The organism is Sinorhizobium sp. P24N7 (assembly GCF_042436655.1).
GTDB classification, from domain to species: domain Bacteria; phylum Pseudomonadota; class Alphaproteobacteria; order Rhizobiales; family Rhizobiaceae; genus Sinorhizobium; species Sinorhizobium meliloti_A.
Genome location: NZ_JBHMIW010000014.1, coordinates 24149 through 44080, shown reverse-complemented (window position 1 = coordinate 44080; position 19932 = coordinate 24149). Strand labels below are relative to the sequence as shown.

Annotated in this window: 12 protein-coding genes; 3 read left to right on the top strand and 9 right to left on the bottom strand. The window is 56.8% G+C overall.

The features are described 5' to 3' along the window. Nucleotides 1-132: 132 nt before the first annotated feature. Entirely contained in the window at nucleotides 133-405 is a 273-nt protein-coding gene (locus ACFHWW_RS23190; RefSeq protein WP_379941059.1) for a helix-turn-helix domain-containing protein, read from the bottom strand. Between the two features lie 545 nt (nucleotides 406-950). On the opposite strand from ACFHWW_RS23190, the gene ACFHWW_RS23185 reads away from it, so the two are divergent. Further along, nucleotides 951-1739 carry a metallophosphoesterase gene (locus ACFHWW_RS23185; RefSeq protein WP_379941058.1) on the top strand — a complete coding sequence of 263 codons (789 nt, stop codon included), beginning with the start codon at nucleotides 951-953 and terminating at the stop codon, nucleotides 1737-1739. Then, nucleotides 1732-3663, top strand: a complete 1932-nt coding sequence (locus ACFHWW_RS23180) for an AAA family ATPase (RefSeq protein ID WP_379941056.1) — start codon at nucleotides 1732-1734, stop codon at nucleotides 3661-3663. Before ACFHWW_RS23185 ends, ACFHWW_RS23180 begins: the two co-directional genes overlap by 8 nt. A gap of 470 nt (nucleotides 3664-4133) precedes the next feature. On the opposite strand, the gene ACFHWW_RS23175 is transcribed toward ACFHWW_RS23180, so the two are convergent. The 4 genes from ACFHWW_RS23175 to ACFHWW_RS23160 all read right to left on the bottom strand — a co-directional run bounded on the left by ACFHWW_RS23175 (nucleotide 4134) and on the right by ACFHWW_RS23160 (nucleotide 10137). Then, the gene (locus tag ACFHWW_RS23175) at nucleotides 4134-6116 is read right to left on the bottom strand and encodes a hypothetical protein (RefSeq protein WP_379941054.1); all 1983 of its coding nucleotides are present in this window, start codon (nucleotides 6114-6116) and stop codon (nucleotides 4134-4136) included. Between the two features lie 160 nt (nucleotides 6117-6276). Next, nucleotides 6277-8268 (bottom strand): ATP-binding protein, encoded by a 1992-nt coding sequence (locus ACFHWW_RS23170; RefSeq protein WP_379941052.1) that lies wholly within the window; start codon nucleotides 8266-8268, stop codon nucleotides 6277-6279. After that, on the bottom strand, nucleotides 8261-9562 hold the full coding sequence (locus tag ACFHWW_RS23165) for an SIR2 family protein (protein WP_379941050.1): 1302 nt from the start codon (nucleotides 9560-9562) through the stop codon (nucleotides 8261-8263). Before ACFHWW_RS23165 ends, ACFHWW_RS23170 begins: the two co-directional genes overlap by 8 nt. Before the next feature lie 269 nt (nucleotides 9563-9831). Then, complete coding sequence (locus ACFHWW_RS23160) at nucleotides 9832-10137, bottom strand: hypothetical protein (protein ID WP_379941048.1); 306 nt, start codon at nucleotides 10135-10137, stop codon at nucleotides 9832-9834. A gap of 157 nt (nucleotides 10138-10294) precedes the next feature. Between ACFHWW_RS23160 and ACFHWW_RS23155 the strand changes: the two genes are divergently transcribed. Continuing rightward, nucleotides 10295-11638 (top strand): hypothetical protein, encoded by a 1344-nt coding sequence (locus ACFHWW_RS23155; protein ID WP_379941046.1) that lies wholly within the window; start codon nucleotides 10295-10297, stop codon nucleotides 11636-11638. 269 nt (nucleotides 11639-11907) lie between these two features. Here ACFHWW_RS23155 and ACFHWW_RS23150 read toward each other — a convergent pair whose 3' ends face one another. The 4 genes from ACFHWW_RS23150 to ACFHWW_RS23135 all read right to left on the bottom strand — a co-directional run bounded on the left by ACFHWW_RS23150 (nucleotide 11908) and on the right by ACFHWW_RS23135 (nucleotide 19883). Beyond that, nucleotides 11908-15330: a type I restriction endonuclease subunit R gene (locus ACFHWW_RS23150; RefSeq protein ID WP_379941044.1), complete on the bottom strand. Its 3423-nt coding sequence runs from the start codon at nucleotides 15328-15330 to the stop codon at nucleotides 11908-11910. A gap of 267 nt (nucleotides 15331-15597) precedes the next feature. Beyond that, the gene (locus ACFHWW_RS23145) at nucleotides 15598-16725 is read right to left on the bottom strand and encodes a restriction endonuclease subunit S (protein ID WP_379941042.1); all 1128 of its coding nucleotides are present in this window, start codon (nucleotides 16723-16725) and stop codon (nucleotides 15598-15600) included. After that, complete coding sequence (locus ACFHWW_RS23140; protein WP_379941040.1) at nucleotides 16722-18824, bottom strand: N-6 DNA methylase; 2103 nt, start codon at nucleotides 18822-18824, stop codon at nucleotides 16722-16724. The genes ACFHWW_RS23145 and ACFHWW_RS23140 overlap by 4 nt, the downstream gene beginning before the upstream one ends. A gap of 126 nt (nucleotides 18825-18950) precedes the next feature. Next, entirely contained in the window at nucleotides 18951-19883 is a 933-nt protein-coding gene (locus ACFHWW_RS23135) for a hypothetical protein (RefSeq protein WP_379941038.1), read from the bottom strand. Nucleotides 19884-19932 lie beyond the last annotated feature (49 nt).

Below are 19932 nucleotides of genomic sequence, written 5' to 3'. Positions count from 1 at the left end.
ACATTGCATGCTGGACGCTCCACAAAGTCGAGACGCCGAATCAGAATCGATACCTGTGCATTGCGCAACTCGATCCACGGCCGGCGATCTGCTCGCATCAGAGCTTCCGGACTGACATCGTGATCTACTAGCCTAGAGGATTTTGATATCCATGCGTGGAGGGTCCGGACGCCAGCGGACGCCCCCTCCCACAATCTCGCCACTCGTTTCGGAGTTCACAGCGATAAATTGGACGTTGTGGGTCTCGAGTGCCGTCCGCAGCTTGTCGCTGGCTTTGGCGGTTAGCGGCTTCTTTTCAAGCTCGAAGTCGCTGAGCGCTTTTTGCGTCACGCCCGATCTGTGCGCAAGTTCGAGCTGACTCCACCCGAGCAGGGCTCGGGCCGCACGTATCAGATCAGCCGTCAACAACGTCGCCATGGCGTCGAAAAACCGGCATCCGGCATCCATGTCAATTAATACGTACTGTACGAAAAAAAGACTCTGATTTACGGTAAAAAACACCTATATAAGGACATCGATCAAACGAATCACGGGGCCGACCGCTGCGGTCAGTGCGGTTCCAGCCATCCGGGTTGCGGTGCCCAGGGAGGCCTCAAGGCGAGGTGTTAGATGCAAGACGATTTTTTCAACAACTGGTTCGGCGTTAGCCGAGCCGACCTTGTTGTCCGTTTTCGGTCCCTGGCCGACGACCTGGAAGTTATTGGCGACCGGACGGTCGTGCCGCTTCCGACAGTTCGGCTTGACCAATGGGCTTTGGCAAAACGGACGGTCCCCTGCCTAATTGGCAGACCGAGCGGACACCCGGGGATTGACGACGGGAAGCCGTGTTTTTCCAGCGAGCTCTACTACCTCGACCCGCAAGCCGGTCTCGCGAGGACGTTCTCCCGCTGGTATAGGCTGGGGACGCCACTTGATCCTGCGCACTTCGATAAATGCAACAGGGGCAGGTCATGAAGGCTTGGATTTTTTCAGACCTTCACACCGAGTTTGACGAGAAAGTCGCTCCCTTGGAAGTTCCCGAGGCTGATGTCTGCATTTGTGCAGGTGACATCTGCGACCGAGGGCCGGCGAAGAGCGTCATCTATTTGGGCGTACACGTGTCGCAGTTCATGCCGGTAATTCTGGTCCCCGGCAATCACGAGTACTACCGCAGTTCGATCGTCGAGGGGCTGCAAGAAGCGCTGGACACGGCTTCCGATCGCTTCCCGAACGTCCATGTGCTGAGCCGCCGCGCGGTTACCCTTGGCGGGGTTCGTTTCGTTGGCGCGACGCTGTGGAGTGACTTCAATCTTTACGGCAACATGTCCTGGGCGATGCGTTGCGCGCAGAACGAACTGAACGACTTTCGCAAAATCAAGGTTTCGAAAGAACCGTTCCAGCGGTTTACGTCAGGCCACGCGAGCGGCTTCAATCACTTCGACAAGCACTTTATCCGAACCACCCTTGATGAGCCATACGGCGGCCCGACGGTCGTCGTGACACATCACTCGCCCAGCATATTATCTCTCGCTCCGGAATTCGTCGGCGAACCGTTGACGCCGAGCTTCGTCTCGAATCTCGAGCCCGATATCGCCAAGTACCAACCGATCGCCTGGGTTCACGGTCATCTGCACAATAGAAGCGACTACACCATCGTCGACACCCGGGTGATCTGCAATCCGCGCGGATATCCCGATGAACCGGTCCCCGACTTTGATCCGAGTCTTGTAATCGACCTGGGAGAACGCCGCGATGACTAGGCGTTCCGACAAGCGGTCTCGCTGCCCATGGAAGCTGTCAAAACCGAACGACGATCCTTATGTCACCCTGCCGGTTTTCCTGGCCTATTGCGGTATTGCGGCGGCGCTTCGGCGTTGGAATCGAAAGAACTCGAAGTTCATCGCGATCCTGCAAGTCCAGCGCGACTGCTACTTGCCGATTTACTCCCGCGCCGCTGAGGTCTTTCTGTTGGGGCTCTGGGATAGTCGAGACTACAATCCTTGCATCAGCGCTTGGGACGAACATCGCCACCGGGACAAAATCGTGGCGCAGAATAAGGACCAGGCGATTTTTTTCGTGGAGGCCGGCCGACAGCTCGACACTGAAGCGTGGCTTCTTGCGGATGCCGTCGTGGATGTCAGGCCTCCGACGAGAAGGCAGGCCGAGGCCGCGCTGCGACGTTTCGGTATTCCCGTGACCGAAAGGGACGTCGATATTCTGCTCTCGGAGTCTTGGTCTCAACTAGACCAGGCTTTCCACACTCGTCGTGGGCCGATCGCCGCGCTGGAGCGGTTGCGACAGCATCCACGTGCCCTCCCGTCCGCTGTACCGGAGGAACCCGACGGGCCAACGCTCGACGAGATGCACGGGTTCGGACCGCTTCTCGATTGGGGGCGCGATCTCGCGATCGACCTGGCGGACTACAAGGCTGGACGAATTCAGTGGGAGGACGTCGATTCCGGAGTCTTGATTTCCGGACCACCTGGTTCGGGCAAAACAATGTTCGCCGCTGCACTGGCCAAAACCTGCGGCATCCCGGTGATTTACGGTTCGGTTTCCGCCTGGCAGACGGCGGGTGCCCTCGATCAACACTTGAAGGCGATGCGTGCTTCTTTCGAGGAGGCCGAGGCAAAAGCCCCGGCGATCCTTTTCGTCGACGAGGTCGATACGGTCGGAGACCGAAGCGAAACCGACCGTAATCGAAACTACATGCGCGCCGTGATCGCGGCGTTTCTCGAGTTGCTGGACGGGTTCAACCGCCGCAAGGGTGTCATCGTCGTTTCGGCGTGCAACAACCCCGAACAGCTTGACCCGGCACTCCGCCGCTCGGGCCGGCTCGGCCAGCATTTCGAGGTAATGCTGCCGGACGAGAAAGCCCGGCGTTCGATCCTGAAGTATCACAGCGGGATTGACCTCGATCCGAACCAGGCGGAGCAGTTCGCGCTCGCGACCGAGGGCTACTCCGGAGCCGACATCGAGCAACTGGTGCGGTTTGCAAAACGATCGGCAAGAAGGCGGAGGGAGGACCTCGCCGGCACGCACATCGTAGGCGAATTGCCGCCGGCACCCGAGCTTCCGCCGGATTACCTTCGTTCCGTCGCTGTCCATGAAGCGGGGCATGCGCTTGTCGCCGTTGAGCTCGGGTTCGGTGAACTGGTGAGCGTTAAAATCGCCAGCTACGCCATACCCGGAAATGGCGATCAGGTCGGCGGGGCGACCTACGCGATGCCGCGGCATATGCGCAGGACCAGGGCTGGATACCTTGACGATATAGCGGTGACCTTGGGGGGCATCGCAGCCGAAACCGTGGTGTTCGAAGCCTTCTTCGACGGCGCGGCCGGTTCCCACAATGCCGACCTGAACACCGTGACCAGGACGGCAACTCTCTTGGAGGCCGGCCTCGGCATGGGACACACGCTGATGGTTGCGGATAACGTCCGGAATCGCTTTGATGCCCTTCGTGCCAGCGATCCCGAATTGCGGAAGCGGGTGCACGACCTCATAGCCAACGAGTTCGAGCGATCAAAGGAGATCGTCCTCGGCGGACGCGCCGCATTGGATGAGATCGCCGGACGATTGATCCAAGCGAAATCGCTGTCTGGCGACGAGGTCCGGGAGATTGTTGAAAGACGTCGCCGGCCGACAGTCAGCCTTGCAAAGCGTCCGCGTAGCATGGGTACGTAGACATGCCGAGAAAACGACGATCTCGAAAGAGGCAAGGGACCCGATCGATCAAGTCGAAGCCGGGACAGGAGCAACGCGCTGAAGGCCGCTCTTTTGGGTCTGGTCTCGACGAGGTCGGGTTTCGTCCACTCAGGCGACGCATCTTGGTCTCCAAACAACGATTAGGCGCTGCGCCGGCAAAAACGGCGACCGAAACGGAGCGGCCAGCTTCGAAAGACCCCTCCATGCCAGCTACCGATGACCCGTTGGGGTACGATACCCGCGATCCATCCTGGGTTCGAAAAGCGGCCGAAGATGCCTTATCGGGTACGGACAAGGACGCGATCGAGAAGGAAGTCTATGCGGCGCTGCGGCGATGGAGGTTCCGGGAATAAAAGCACACTGCCGATGGGCGTTGGAGAATTAAATAGTCTAGGTGGGTCTGCCGCGGTATTTTAGATTTTCTGCCAACATTGCGGCCGAACTCCTGTTCACGGATCAGGCAAAGCGGCTACAGCTTTAAGTTGTTCTGCCCTCCACGATTTCATTGTTTCGACTGTAAATTCTTCGCGCACGAATGCCACATCCAAGGCGACAGTCGTTGTGTCTAACCCAATAATGCGCGGCATAGTTCTCGTATGAAAACGGTTTATCCGTAACTGAGAGGGTTCCTGCAGTTCCCTGAGCAAGTCCTCGGGGGAAGGCTCCGTCCCCGACCAGAGCGCTGTGTGCTCGAACGTCTCCAACGCTCGCAACGGGCCGTACGTCATAGTCAAGGATCGTGAATGGAAGAACCGTTGCAGAGCCGAAAAGTCGTAAAAATGTACTCCATCTCTCTGGCGACCCATTGAAAAGGGTAGGTTGCGCAGGACAACCATCGTGATTGGTTTTTCGGAGGTTCCGGGACCGAAGTGATCGTTCAGCATTTGGGGCGATGCTAGCAAACCATCTCGCTGCCTCGTAATCTGATGCACGTTTTCGGCCAACTCCATCTGGAAGTAATAGGCGGGAATTGCTCGTGCACCCGGAAGGCTGCGGTTCTTGCATTCAAATAGAAAGACGTGGTCGCCCCAGTTTACGATCGCATCATATTCATACTCTTCACCGGCAATCTTAGTTTTGAAAGCTTTTACCGGAATGCCATTCGCTTCAAACAGCTCTCGCACTCTGTCTTCGAAATCCGCACCATCGACCTGAAAGCCCAGCCGTGCGAATACAGACGTAACAATCTCCGCTGGACTGCTGTCGATGGCGCAAGGCGCAATCAAGATTATGCGGCCGTCGTGCAGACGCAGAAGCGGACTATCAAACAAGTCGTTTCGCGCTTTTCCGAATGTTGCGTTCTCAAGGAACACGGTCGCCTTATTAGGTTGCAAGCCACCCTTGCACAGGGCGGCGGAAAGCTCTTTCAGATTCCAGATTTGCAGGTGCTCTCTGTTTTCATCAAAGCGCTGCCTAGCCAACAAACTCAAAACCGCATACCCGCGCAACCATTCGACTATTCTCAGCCCACCATACAGACGTTTGCTGTTGCCGGTTTCTAACCCGAGACGATTGTTCAGCCCCGCGTGTCCGTGTATTTCATTTTCGCTTACGAACTCGAGCGGCGCGAGCGCCGGGCTCTCCTCTAAGCTCCTTGGAATGGGTTTAAGCGGATGTCGATCGATTTCGTTTCGGCTTTGACGCGACTGGTCCACCGTCCGCCATTGAGCAGCATGATTGAACCATTGGAAGTGCGGGACAGAGTACCGGTAAGCTAGGTCGTGTACTTCCGGGACCTCAGGCGGTAGTTGGTCTTTGGAAAGCAGCTCAAGGTCAGGTCCAAGAAATCTCGCGGATTCTTCGATTGACTCCCATTGCTCCCAATGGCCGGCGAGCCTGAGGGCGCTACCCGCCTTGTACGTGTCATTGACATCGACGGCCGGTAAATTCGGCAGTACTAGGATGTCACCTTGAAACCATCCTTCCTGGTATGCCGTCATCATGAGTGTTGCTGCGAGGCCCGACATCGTCGTGTCAATCGGGCTTTCGACGTCAACTGGCCGACCTTCTTCGTCGCGAACTACTGGTGTACCGAAGTTCATATGTTTATTGGCAGCGACTTGTTGCCTCGCTAAATCGAGGGCGTCGTCTACGTCCTCCATCGCACGATGGAGGGCGGCCGACACCCTTTGATTCGGCTCGAGGCGATACCAATCCGTTTCGGTAGTAAACCCAAGGATTCGCCGATATCCGTCCTCGGAGAACCGGAGCTGCCTCCTCGATCGACGGATTTCGAGCAGACCCTCCGGGCATTTTTCCTCGATGAGCTTCTCTACCCCGTCCAGAAAGGCCTCTCTGCGGGTTTCCTTCTTAGCGTCCGGGTGCTGAATCACTAAACCGTTCGCACGCCTCAGATACCCAGCGAGTTCTCCGACGAACGAAATCTCCCAACCCAGCCGCGCCATTTCATTTGATAGGTGCTCGAGCTTCATCCCGGATATCGCCTTAACGACCACGTCTTGCTTTAGCCTGCGGGTTGGATTCTCATTCTGCCGAGGCATCGGTTTTCCACTTCGTCAACTGGCCAGAAGGTGGCGGTCGCCGCTGAGCGGCGATGTTTGGGATCGCGCGATTGGGCCGTCGAAGCTGCATCTATTGTTCTGCGCCCGACGTCGACTCGAGCGTCAGTAGGGTTTTTCGTCCATTTTCCTGAAACCATAGATCGACGATCTGAGCATCAGTGCTTGCAGGCACCGGGTCAGCACGGCGAACCTTGAACGTCGTAGGAAGATTGACGGAATTGCCGAAGACGAGCGCGTGCTGCTTCGGAAGCGAAGGCAGCCGTTTCAAGACGCTGTCGGAAATGAAAGGCGTCATCTGCCTGATCTGGGACAGGTCATCAGGGTTTTGAATTCGGTGAACGACGAAATTCGAACACTGGGAAAGCACGGTCTTGGACAATTCGCTCGGGCGCTGCGATGCGACAAGGAGGAACAACCCATATTTCCGGCCCTCCTTGGCAATGCGCTCGAAGATGCGCCCGGCGTCCATGGCATATCGCGAAGGCGTCGAAGCCACGTAGCGATGAGCCTCCTCAAGCAACAGATGCACGGGGAAGTGGTTGCGTGGTTCAGCGTGCCGAAGGAGCCGAAACACAATCCGCGCGAGTACGGCACTGACGAGCTCCACGACCTCGTCTTCCACGGCGTTCATGTCGAGAATGACGATCTGGGACGATTTGACGTATCCGTCCCCTTGAGCGGCAGTCAGGCCCAGCAACCCGGCAAGGAATTCGGACTGCGACACCTGATCGGTGGATGTATGCCGGAGAAACTCGTAATCAAGCCGTTTCTCCAGCGCCTTGAAGCGGGTGACCATCTGCGAGCAGTAATCTCGGATTTGCCGGTTTCCGTGAGCCTCCTCGTAAAGCAGGGCCAGATCGATCGCATCTCCAAGCGCGATGAAATCGAAAGGTATGTTTTCGTAGTCAGGGAATTTGATCGCCGGGTCAATGAAACCGCCCGCACCGTTGGAGCCCGCGAGGTATGTATATGCATTCGCCAGTCCCGGCATGTTGCCGAAATTGACCTTGATGTCCGGGTCCAGGACCCCCGCGTTTATCTCAGTCGTGCGAAATCGCTGTAGGATACCGCGAATCCGCGTCTCCTTCGCCCCCGGCGGTGTTTCGTCACCCAATATCTGTGTGATGCAGGTCGCGAGGATGTGGTTTCTGATCTTCGTGAGTTGAGCTCCCGAAGCTTGGCCGAACAGCGAAACCAAACCCAGTGCCATCCGTAGGATAGGGAGTTGCGTTCGCTCGCTGGCCTGCAGTAGGAGCTCCCATTCCGAAAGGTCGAGGAACCAATGGGGCAGTCGGAAGGCCCCGGCGGCAGACGTCCCGTCGATGATAAGCCGCTTGACTCCGATCTCGGCCCGGATTCCCAGTTCACTGAATGCTTCATGGTACTCGCCGTTTACGTCAAGGACGACGAATGTCGCGCCTCGGGCGCGATGCTCGTCCGCTTTTTCGAAGAGCGATTGCAGGACCGATGCGACGGTGCACGACTTGCCGCTCCCGGTGTTGCCAAGCACCGCCACGTGGCCGCCGAAAAAGTCGTCAATCCTGACCTTGACCTGGTAATCTTCGAAGATGACGGACTTGCCGATGGCCAGATTGCGGAAGCGGGTCGCTTTGGGTGGCGTGGGCGGTCCCCCATCCTCGCCCGTCGACGGCTCCGCGTCTTTCTCAGTGTCGAATATGCGATCTAGTTCAGCGTCCAACGAATACAAGACGTCGGCGAAAAGCGAGGGGAAAACCGAGACGCCGAAGCGGAACTTTCCGTCGCTCGCCATGGGGAGCATCCCGACCGGGACGAGATCGAGAAACTTGGCTGCACTTGCCTTTTCCATTTCTCCGCCGTCACGGGACTGGCCGTCCCTTTCCCGTAAGCCCACGACCTCCGCCACGACATACTCGGGAGGCGTGGGAATCATTAGAAACGATCCGAGGCGTGCGACGTAGTGAACGCCATCGAATCCGACGACAGTAAAATTGTCGGTTCCGGCGTGAACCTCGACTACAAACCGGTCCGCGGAGACGGATATCACTTTTCCGATGGCGCGCCGGCGATCGTCATTACCCATCTGTTGCGTCTTTCTTCGCTCCCATGGTCTCCATGACCCGGCGAACCGCGTCGTCAATCCTGTCGCTCTGCCTCTGCGGCATGAAGTGCTCGACGATCATGTTGAAGTAGTGGGCGGGGTTTTTCTCGTCGGGACCGTCGCCGCCGATGATCCAGATGCGTTCGTCACAGAGTCCGCGCAGCTTGGCGATCTCTCCCTTGGCGTTGGGATTTGCGAACACGATCAGCCTGAACGTCGGAATGGTCAGTGCCTGATAGATGATGTTGTTTAGATGCTCGTCACCGAACGCGAAACCGGCCGTAATCAGTACGCTCTGCTCTCGTACGACACGGCTTTGAAACTCGCGGAAAAGGTCAGAATAAGGCGAGCCGAGACTCGAATTCTGCTTAGCCGGAGTCGGATAGATCATAACCTTGGACGCACCATCCTGCGGCCAAAGCTCGCGGATGGGAAACAGGCCGTGGTCATCCTCTGTCCAGCTCAACGAGCCGTGCAGCTTGCAAAGATACACAAATCCGTCGACGGCGGACCACTTCCGGCTCGTGACGTCGAGCTGTTCGGCGAGGGCGTAGCGGAAAGTGGCAGGATTGAATCGACGCTCGACAACTCCCGAAAACCCGTTGGCATATGGCAAACCGAGGCGATCCATCGCGCGCTCGTTGAATAGGTCGTAATTGGTTGTGAAAATCCATGGCCGGGGCAACGACCTATCCCGCAACACCAGGCGGCGGTAGAAGCTCTCGTACACGTCCAGGACCGCGTTGTCTCCGGAGGCGAACTCCCCTTTTGTGCACCTTTCCCAGAGAAAGCTTTTCACCTTGTTGATAATGACCTCGACAGTCTGAAGGAAGCTGGCATGCTTAGGATTGTCGCTGCGCCTGTAGATGAACGCTAGGCTGAACAGGAGCTCCATAAGCCGTTCGAGATTCCACGTGTATTCGGTTTCTTGTAGGGCTGCGCCTCTCACTTTGAGAAACTCGACTTCTTCGGAAGTAAGCCCCCACTCGGGCGGTTTGATAGGGTCGAGATTGTCGTCGAAGTCCGGCGGCAAGGGATGCTTGCAGAACTCGGAAGCCAACGGGGCCATCGTCGGGATACCCCGCTGGTTATCGTCGATTTCCAGCGAGGAGCAGCCTGCTCCGAGGAGAAACGCGATATTGCGCGCATTGAGAGCTTCGCTCAGAGCTTTACGGACGATGCTAGGCCCAGTCTCCCAATCGAGTGCCGTGCACGATTGATCCCCATGACGAACGAAGTGAAATTGCCGCGGCTTCGCCGGGTCCTGATCCGACACCAAATCTTCCTCATCTGCATGTAATCGGAGCGGGCACCACAGTGAATCACAGGCTCCGATTGCGAAACACTATCGAAATCCTCAGCGATATCCAGTGGGGGTGAAAAACCAACGACGCTCCCAGCTTTACGGGGGTCGCCTCTGCACGCATCAGTGCTTGGACTTGGTCAAAGGAGGGCCGAGCCGTGTAACGGCGATTAGTCTTGCATTCGCATCAAGGTCGGCTCTAATTGGTGAGAGCGTTTTCCGGACGCCTATCTTTACCACGATCATGGCGCGGGGCAAGAATCCGCTTTCGGCGACAACGACATCGGTTCGCTTTGAGCCAAGTGGGAGCGGGGATTCCAATCAGGCCTTTTGGTTAATGCTGATGAGACCAGTTCACGATTGAGGAACTCCACGCTAACTTCGTAATATTTGTCCAGAAAAGCGCGGGCGATATCAGCGGTTAACATGTACTCTGTTCGAGTAGGTGCGCCGTGGTATTCGGTAAGATATGCCATGAATGTTTCGGTTCGCGAAACGCCGTCTTTTAGAATACTGACGAACTTGCTTCTTGTAAGCTCTTGGTTCAAACGAATCTCCCTAAGATTCAAGCTAATACAGACCGCCGCCCAATCGAGGAGGCGGCTTCACTCGTCGCAACGCTCATTAGAAAATGGGCTTATGATCTGCTGAGCCATTCGGCTAAATAGGTCCGGAAGATTGTGCCAACCTAAGCGGGCAAAAGAAGTGTTTATTGGCAACCCGGATTACCGTTTCTCGGCGGAGAAAATCGAAGAGCGCAAGCGCCACGTTTTAGCGTTTCCCAATCAGAAATCGGACGGCTCCTTCACCCCTCATTCGACGATCGTTGAGGTGGCGGTATTCAGGAGAGGCTCAGTGGAGGCGGCGCTCCAAGCAGGGAACCTCATGAATGTGCGTCAAGATATTCAGGTCCTATGCCACGAAATGACGCATTGGTTCGATTTTTTCGGTACCCGATGGGGACGGAATTATGCGATCGCAATATGTAAGGCTCTCCGGGCAATGGAACGACGACGCGAGGACGGATTCCCCGATATTGTGTCGCTGTTCGATTTGGATAGGCGGGTGCTTTTGCCGGCCTATTATCAACATACGCGCCCGCCCAGATCGCTGCATGGCCTAACTCGACCTTGGTCGATCGAGTTTTCCGCAGGAATGGAAATCGATCCCAAAGGCCAGTTGGACAGCAGACTGCCGCTTCTCTTCGTCAAGTTCGGCGAGCATGACACCAAGGAAACGTTCGCGCGGCAACCTATCTCGGTTGGGGCGCTCTTAGAGGCGAGGGCAACATCGTCGGAGTTGAACGAGGCAATCCGTGCAATTCATAGCGAGCCGGATGAGAATGTAAGGCGTGTCGAATTGGTCGGACTGGAGAGGGAATTTGCAAGCCTCGTTTATGATCACCGGCTCATCGAATATAATGCGGCCGCCCACATTGTCGCGTTTCATGCTCGGACAACCGAAGTCGCGCTTACCTATCGCTTGGCCGCGGCCCTCGCGCTAGTGGCGCTCAATATGAGCGAGCAAGACTTCAATCTTTTGCGTCCTCCAAAAGAGTTCGCGATCTTGAAAGACGGAAATCGTGTGTTCCGTCGCAACCAGGACCGAGGGTACGCTTTTGCATGTCTGGTTTGGAACGCAGGCCAATACGACGGAGACGAGGCCGCCTACGTCGCACGCAGCCTCGTGCAATCCAACCTCGATGACGAACAGACCATACTCGCCCGGGCGGCCGCTTCACTAGAACAGCCGCTCCGACTGGCGGATGTGAACCCTTCCATGGAGAGGTTCATCAAAGAGTCGGAGGCGGGAGGCGCAATTTGCGCAGAGTACGCCAGACAGGTCGAGCGTGTGGTGACACTAGATATGCTTAGCGGTCCCTTCCGCGATATTGCCCCGCCGTTTATAGACGGCACAGGCGAGTTTTTCGAATTGCGAGATGGGAGAATTGAACAGTTTCAAGCCGATGAGCGTCACGAAGCTGCGCACGCCCTGCGAGACTACACGAACAATCTCCTCGCCGGGTGTCGGGGTTTGAGAATGGAATAGCGCCTTGCCGAGGGCAGGCGCGAACCTGAGGTACCCGGGTATCGGTTGATTGAATTGATCCCGGGGCAGGAGAATTAGTCGAGCGCACAGATCAGCGAGAATGATGCACTCCAACGCGCGCAGAACCTGATCGATAAAGTCGTGCGTTTCGTAGGGCGGTACAGGTAGGCCTCAACCTGCTACGGCGCGAAACTCTGGTGCATGACCGGTCCGCTTTCGGCGGTCATTTTGGACGATCGAGTCGTTACGGCCGCAGCCAAGTCAGCTTGTTAGAATCTTGCATATCCCCCGGTCATCGCCTGCTGCCAAAAATGCGCGTAGACGTTGTTGGCAACAAGCTGTTTTTCCTCTGGCGTGAAGGGTGGCGTCGGGAGCTTGATGAAGACTTCATCCAGAATTAATGTCTCCACTTCGCCCTTCGTCTGCTCCTTTTCCCAAAAACGTTCGAGTTTTGCGAGCTGCTGCTTGATCGTGGCCAACATCTCCCGGCTCGCCTGCTTGACACGTTCACGATCCGTCTTGCTCAGATCGTCCCGTTTCAGCAAGTCGAATACGGCCAGTTCCTCATCCGAGAGGTTCTCTCTCGCAGCCCGCTCCTGTTCCTCGTCGAGGCTTTGAACAAGTTCAACCAGCCGCCTGAAGGTCTCCTCGATCGTCGTGCGGTCCTTTTCGCTGTTGTAGTCGGCAACGATGTCTTCGTATTTTCTCTGGAAGTCCATGCGCGTAGGATTGCGCGCCAGCATCTCCGCAAGCTTCTGCTCAACGATGCTACGGATGTCCTGAATTGTCGTCGCTTTGCGGCTGACCTTCTTGGAGAACTCGTCACGCAGCCGTTCGAGGTTTATTTGGCTGAGATCGAAAGTCAGGCCCTCGGCCTGGTCTTGACCAAGTGCCTCAGTCCGGATGGAGTCGTTGACGATCCGATGCAGCTCCTTCAACAGCGCGGTGACATCGGCCGTGTCGCGCCGTTCGGTCAGCTTCTTGTAGATGGCTTCGATATTGTCGTGGCGTTCTGCAAAAGCGAATACGCTCGGTTCCACCAGCAGCGACTTGAAGCGGATGAAGACCTGTCGAGCCATGATTTCAAAGCGGCGTTTGGTTTCATCGGTTGAATAGACTGCGTCCACGGCGTCCGCTAGGCCCTTTATCCGTGAGAAACCCTTCGCCCCGATCAATATCACCGGATCGAAACCGAGCCCACGCAAATGCGCCTCGGTTGCCTCGATGGCCTCGACAAGAGCCTGAACCCGCTCTTCGATTGGCGCGACGATTTCCTCGCCGCCAGCACCATCCTCACCCAGAGCGTACTGGGCAAGTGCGGCGCGGAGACTCTTCAACATACCGTTGTAGTCGACGATGAGGCCGTGGTCCTTCCCGGGATAGACCCGGTTGGCCCGGGCTATGGCCTGCATCAGTGTATGCGCCTTCATCGGCTTGTCGATGTACAGGGTCGAAAGGCATTCGACATCAAACCCCGTCAACCACATCGCGCAAACGATCGCCACGCGGAAGGGATGCTTGGGGTCCTTGAATGCGGTTTCGACGTCAACGCGTTCACCGCTGTCGGTCTCGAAGCCCTTTTTCATCAGTGCGCGATGAGGGATTATGTCGAAGCCCCATTTTTTGAAATCGGCCACCTCGTTCTGCGCTTCGCTGATGATGATCTCGACAATCGTTTCGTCGAGCCACGTCGCCTTCTTTTCGAGACTCTCAATCTTGTCGTTCAGCACGGCACGGGCGGCTTCGTCGGCGGTCGCTAGGGCTTCAGCTTTTTTGGCTTTGAGTTCTGCGCGGACTTCCGCGGTCTTGGCCTGCCAGTGCGGCATGATCCGCTGATGCATGCGGGCGCAGGTGATCTTGTCGATACAGACAAATAGAGACTTGCCAGTTTCCCACCGCGTGGCGCAATGCTCGACGAAATCCGACGCGATTTTGTCGAGCCGTTCGTCAGCGGTGATGACCTCGTAGTCCTTGCCAAGCAGTTTATCGAGGAGTGTGGCCTGATCGGGGTCGAGTTCGGCCTCCTCGATTTTCGCCGCGATGCGGTCGTTCAAATCCGCTCGGGCGACGCCAAGCTTTTCGCCCCGGTTCTCATAGATGAGTTTGACGGTCGCGCCATCCTCTTCGGACCGCTTGAAATCATATTTGGAAACGTAGTCTCCGAAGATGCGCTTGGTGATCTCATCCTGCTTGAAGAGAGGCGTACCCGTGAAGCCGATGAAGGCGGCATTTGGCAGCGCCAGACGCATGTTGCGCGCGAGCCGCCCCGACTGGGTGCGGTGCGCCTCGTCCGATATCACGATGATGTCGTCGCGCTCGCTATAGGGATTCTTCGGGTCGACATCCTGATTGAACTTGTGGATCAGGCTGAAAATGTAGCGATGGTTCTCCTGCAGCAGTCTTTGCAGGTCTGTCCCCGAAGCCGCACGTGGTGTGTCCTTGTCCACAACGCCGGTTCCCACGAAAGACTTGTAAATCTGGCTGTCGAGGTCTTGCCGGTCTGTCATCAGCAGGAAGGTGAAATTGCCCTCGATCTTGCGACGGACCTTCTCGGCGAAAAAAGCCATCGAGTAGCTCTTGCCACTGCCTTGCGTGTGCCAGAAGACCCCGAGTCTTCCGAGGTCTGGATGAGCACGTTCGACGATATTGACCGTTCCCTCGGGAATAAAAGACGGCAAGGCTGGCAAACCAGCCTCCTTTGCCCCCAGGAGCCGCTTCTGATCTTCAGCGGCGCGCTTGTCCAGCGGCAGTTCGATGACGCGGTGCCGAAGCCGCTTTTCGGGCGGGAATTCTCGCTTCAGCTCTTCCTGATAGGCGACGGACGCCACCGCACGGTTTACACCGAGAACCTGATGGTTGCGCGCCACCACCTTACGGGTCTTCCCTGCCTTGCTTTCGTCGAACAGAATGAAGTTCTCGACAATATCGAGCAGGCGGTCATGCGCCAACATACCGTCAAGCAGTGCTTCGGCGTCCACCTTGCCATTTTCGGCTTCGTCCTGCCGCTTCCACTCGTAAAAATGATCCCATTCGCTGGTAATCGAACCATAGCGGGCGCGGTCACCATTCGACACGATCAGAAAGGCGTTGTGGTGGAAGGCATGGGCGATAACGCTTTCGTCCATGTAGTCGCATAAATTGCCATCAAATCCGGCGCGGATGTTCTTGTACACCGCCTTCAACTCTATGAAGACAAGAGGTAGCCCGTTGACGAAGCAGACCAGGTCGGCACGACGATTATAGTTCGGCGTACGCAGACCCGTAAGCTTCAGTTCCCGGACTGCAAGGAAGCGGTTCGATCCAGGTTTGTTGTCAAAGTCGATCACACGTGCGCGGACATCATGAAGTTTCTCTGTGGCGTCACGCCAGGAGACGGGGATGCCATTGCGGATCAGGCGGGCGAAGTCTTGATTATGCTGGATCAGCGAGCGGCTGAAGTCATTGACCCTGAGCGCTCGCGCGGCGTCTTCGATGGCGGAAGTCGGCAGTTCGGGGTTTAGACGTCGCAACGCCGCGTGAAGGTCGCGGGTGAGGACTGCTTCGTTGGTGTTGCTACGGCCGAGCGTACCGTCCGACCCGAAAGTCTCTTCGTTGAAGGCATAGACAGTCTCCCAGCCGAGCTTGTCTTTCAAATGCTCGGCGAAAGTTTTCTGCACCAGCCGATCTTCGCTGTTAATGCCAGTAACTGCCATTCACCTTCCACCGAAAATCGTACTCTCCGGAAGCTGCCTTTCCGTGCCGGTCTGCCCATTTGCGCCGGAACTTCGAGATGCAACCATCCTGCGAGACTTTAATGCCGAGTACTAATTGCGCAAGTTGTTTGGCGGCAGACGTACGACCTCCGCCTGTGTCTACGCCAGTACCGCGGAGGTTGACATCAGGTTCTTCATCCATCTGTCGTCCCAGATTGGTTGATAGGGAGGCTTTCGAACGTTACTTTCGCCACCTTCGCCGCTCGGTTACACCGCAATCTCCCCGCTCATTAGGCGGGGCAAAAGGAGGTCCCGGGCCCGAGCAAGCTTCTGGTTTTGCTGCTCAAGTTTCGAAATCAATTGAAAGTTCGGTTCGATCGATTCATGAAAATGCGCCATAAGAGTCTTTGGTGGCACGACAACAACTGCACGCTCGAAGTCATCTGGGCGAACAGCAGGATAGCCTGCACCCGTCGCGTGGTTTGCGAGGTGCCCTACGAATTGGTCGGTGGTCACGAACATATAGAGCCAGGTGAAAGGAACCTCTCGGGCTGACAGCACCGTAAATCCGGTTGAGACGACATCTGTCTCCGATGGTTCTAGGACTAGGGCATAAGCGCGTAGATTCGGCCTAACGTTCGACCAGATTATGTCCCCAGATTTGGCCTTGCGGCGCGCTCGTCCGGGGGCATCATTTGATAACAATCGCGTCTTCGATAGAATTCTGCCCTGCGACACAGACGAGATGTCGATGTAGGTGATCTCATCTGGAAGTCCCTTTGCCTGATAACTCTCCCTATTGGTATCAGCCACATCCCCTAGCGTCTTTCGCTCCCAGCCCTCCGGCAACCCATCAACGATCTTGATGTGCTCATGACCTGGAAAACGAAAGTGGATGAACCACTCGCGGTAGAGCATTCGCGCGGCTTCCTCCAACAACGCGATTCGCCGCCTGTTATTCTCGATCAGGTCGTCGTAGGTGGCGAGGATGGAGACGATCGCCGCCTGCTCATTGGCACCCGGAACCCGCACCTGAACAGTGTGAACGAAATTTCTGTTAAGTGATGGCTGAGCCGCGCCCGAGTTAAGCGACGTCAAGTCTTTAGTCTTGAGGAAGTAGTAGACGAAACGTGGGTTGTTACCGAGGAAATCCGTCACGTAAAGACAGGCATTATGAGGCCAATAGTCCGTGGGGGTGTAGGTGACTTTCCCGATGGATGCACCGCTTCGGCCAATCGATACACCCGGTCCTTTCGCCTTGGCTTCATTGTGCCACCCGTTTTGCCCTGCCGAGCCAATAACGGGCACGTCACCGGGCTTCCGGTCCTGATCCGGCAGATCATGCCCTCTTTGGAACCGAACCACTTCTCCAAGGGTGCACTCACGCAAACTCACGCCCCCAACTCCACGAAGTGTTTATCAATCCGCGCGGCCAATTCGGCTGCCTCCTCGTTCAGCCCCTTGAGGTCGATATGGATGGCGCGCAAGGCCTCCTCGAAATCGAAATCCTCGTCCAGCTCGTCCGGTGCGACGCCGACATAGCGGCCCGGTGTAAGGCTCCAGTCATGTGCTTGGATCGTGGCGCGATGGACGAGCCTCACCAACCCCTCGACATCGCATAGCACTGCATCCGGGAACCGCTCTTGCAACCAGTCGGCCTGCTTGACGAAATAGCGTGTCTGTCGAAGTGCCTCCACGGCCATCGCTCGGGCTTCGTCCAGCGCCTTACGTGCCCGGCTTACTTCAGCATTATTCCAGGTGCCGAAATCCCGCGCGCTTAACTCCTTCACCGCAATGTCAATCACTCGCCCCGCTAGCTTAGCGGCAAGGTCAACTTGCTTCGTCAAGTCTCGGCAGTGTTCGGCCAGCGGATGCAGAGCAGTCCGCGAGATATTCAGCCCAGCACTGTCCCGCGGAGCGCCCGTCCATGCCTTGGCTTGCGCCATGGCCTCCTTACCGAACGCCTCAACATCCGCCATGAGCATTGCCTGCGCGCGCCTCAGTTCGTCCCACGGCCCAGCCAGCGAATCATCCTTGCGCTTCATCCTAGCGAAGGGGGCCAACAGATCGTTGAGTTTGGTGAGCGCCGCCTCGTAGGCCCGTAGAGGCTCCCAAGCCTCCGCGCCAAGCTCGACCGCCTCGGCCAGATAGCTTTCCACCAGCGTCAGGAACCGGTCCTGTTGGCCTCGGTAGAGCCAGACGATGGCTGCAATGTTCTTCTGCTGTTCGGGGCTGAAATCGCAAACCGAGCGCGAGACCTTGCGGAAGATTTGCCGCGCATCGAGCATCAGCACATGGTCGCGCCGCGCTTCGTCCTTTTCCTTCGTACGGTCGAAGAACCACAGCTGGCATGGTACCGTGCGAGTGTAAAAGAAGTTGCCACGAATATCGATCATCACATCGACCGCGCCAGTCTCGACGAGCTTCTGGCGCACGGTAGCTTCGTCGCGGCTCGCACTCGACGCCTGCGAAGACATGACAACGCCAGCGCGACCGCTCTCGTTCAGATAGCTGTAGAAATAGGACAGCCAGAGGTAATTGGCGTTAGAGACCTTCTTGGTTTTGTTCACGCCCGGCAGTCCGAAAGGCAGGCGCTTGTCGCCCTTCACCTTCTCCGCATCCACTTCATCGACATTGAATGGCGGATTGGCCATCACAAAGTCGCACTTGCCGGCAAGTTCGTGCGGGTCCTTGTAGTAAGTGATGGCTTCGTTTCCGGCACGGATCGTGCCCTGCAGGCCGTGGACCGCAAGGTTGATCTGCGCAAGCTTGGCAGTCGTTTCATTCTTCTCGTGACCGAAGAAGGTGACACGCTTCATCGTGTCCTGACCGGCATCCTCAATGAAGTGGCTTGATTGTACGAACATACCACCCGAGCCGCAGGCAGGGTCGAGAATAGTACCGTGATCAGGCTCGATCACGTTCACGATCGTCTGCACGATGGAGGGGGGCGTGAAGAACTCGCCGCCATCATGCGCGCCCTGCTTCGAAAATTCGGCGAGGAAGTATTCGTAGATGCGTCCGAAGACGTCCCCGGAAGCCGTGCGCAAGCCCTCGGTATCGAACACGCGCATCATCTCTTCCAGAACGCTCGCGTCGAACCGACCGTAGTCTCTCGGCAACTGACCCGACAAGGGCGGAAAGGCGTCTTCAATTGCATCCATGGCCGCGGTCAGTGCCGCGCCAAGATTTCCATCTTTTGGAGTCTTGAGAATAACGTCAAATCGCGCGGCTTCCGGAAGGTTCAGGGCGCGACGCCGAGTGAAGTCCGCATCGACCAGCGGGCGATCCGGCATCTTGCCTGCTGCCTTATCTGCATCGATCGCAGCCTTTGCCTCATAGAACCGGTTCGTCGCATGGCGGAGGAAAATCAAGCCCATGATAGGCATGAAATATTCGTTCGAAGCCAGATTGGAGTTCGCACGAAGAGTGTCGGCGATCTTCCAAAGGCCGGATTCGAATTTTTCCAGCCCTTGCAGGTGGTCAGCGATCATTCTGTTACAGTCCTTCAATTGCTTTCACCATTCATGCCTCGCGGTATCCAAACGAGTGCCGTGGATGCAGAGCCACCGGCACCGGCCTCCTGGGCTTTTTCCAGGGGCCCTCGACGCGGAAGGTCCCTACTTAACCAAGACCCCATCCTCGCGTCGGATTTCATAGTAATCGTCACGAACATCGGCAAAGTACTCGGATTGGGCAGGCAAAAACCTCGGAAGCAGAGGTGTGGACGCCAATGGGTTGTGGGCGACAACCATCGGGCGGGGTTCGCCAAGCAGCAGAATCTCATCGACATCGACGGCCCAGATCGCGCTGATAGGGGAGAAAGTCGGGTCCAGAAATGTGTCCCCCGGCACTTCAGCGCCTGACGGTTTGCGAACGCGTGTCCGGTGTTGATGTCCAGCGCCAAGTTCTTTCAATGTCGCGCGATCGATCCTGATCTGTAGTGGGCCAACCGCAAGCGTTGCCTCTATCGCCAAAGGATATTGGCTGATACCGTTCAACTCAGGCATCACACCTCCGAATCCACGCAGCAGACGCCCATTAACCGCGACAACGTAGACGTCGCCCTCCCGGACTATTCCTTTATCCCGATACCCTGGAACCCGTTCACCAGTCTTTCGATCGACGCACCCCAGAAGTTTCTCCGCCTTTTCCTTTAGAGCAGCAGTCCATCTCAGGAGCAATTCCTCGTGTGGGAAGCTGACTACGTTACCGACGGTGTGATTTATCCAGGCGTCTGGCAGGCCTTTTGGCTCAGGCGTAATCACCTCAATCCATATGCGTTGACCGCCATGTTCGATCAGAAAATCGGCACCTTCCGCGGCGTGGGACAGCTTCAATCCGGATGCTTTCAGTTGATGCGCCAGGAGCACTTCAGAAAACTGTTGCCAGAATACGGAGTGGTCGTCAGAGCACAGCCGTTGCTCACAGTTGTTGTCGGCGAGGCCGGACGCGATATGATCCCGACACAGGCGAAGTGTTCGTTCTCGAATCGCGTCTCCAGCTTTGCCCGGAAACGGATATCGCCTGGCTATTGCCGCCTCGAGGCTCATTGAGCTGAGTCTTTCGATTTATGCTGACTTTTCAACGACGTCTTCCAAT

Coding starts and splice junctions, on each gene's coding strand:
- ACFHWW_RS23180 (WP_379941056.1), top strand. CDS start 1,732: ATGACTAGGCGTTCCGACAAGCGGTCTCGCTGCCCATGGAAGCTGTCA.
- ACFHWW_RS23140 (WP_379941040.1), bottom strand. CDS start 18,824: ATGATCGCTGACCACCTGCAAGGGCTGGAAAAATTCGAATCCGGCCTT.
- ACFHWW_RS23175 (WP_379941054.1), bottom strand. CDS start 6,116: ATGAAGCTCGAGCACCTATCAAATGAAATGGCGCGGCTGGGTTGGGAG.
- ACFHWW_RS23170 (WP_379941052.1), bottom strand. CDS start 8,268: ATGGGTAATGACGATCGCCGGCGCGCCATCGGAAAAGTGATATCCGTC.
- ACFHWW_RS23185 (WP_379941058.1), top strand. CDS start 951: ATGAAGGCTTGGATTTTTTCAGACCTTCACACCGAGTTTGACGAGAAA.
- ACFHWW_RS23150 (WP_379941044.1), bottom strand. CDS start 15,330: ATGGCAGTTACTGGCATTAACAGCGAAGATCGGCTGGTGCAGAAAACT.
- ACFHWW_RS23135 (WP_379941038.1), bottom strand. CDS start 19,883: ATGAGCCTCGAGGCGGCAATAGCCAGGCGATATCCGTTTCCGGGCAAA.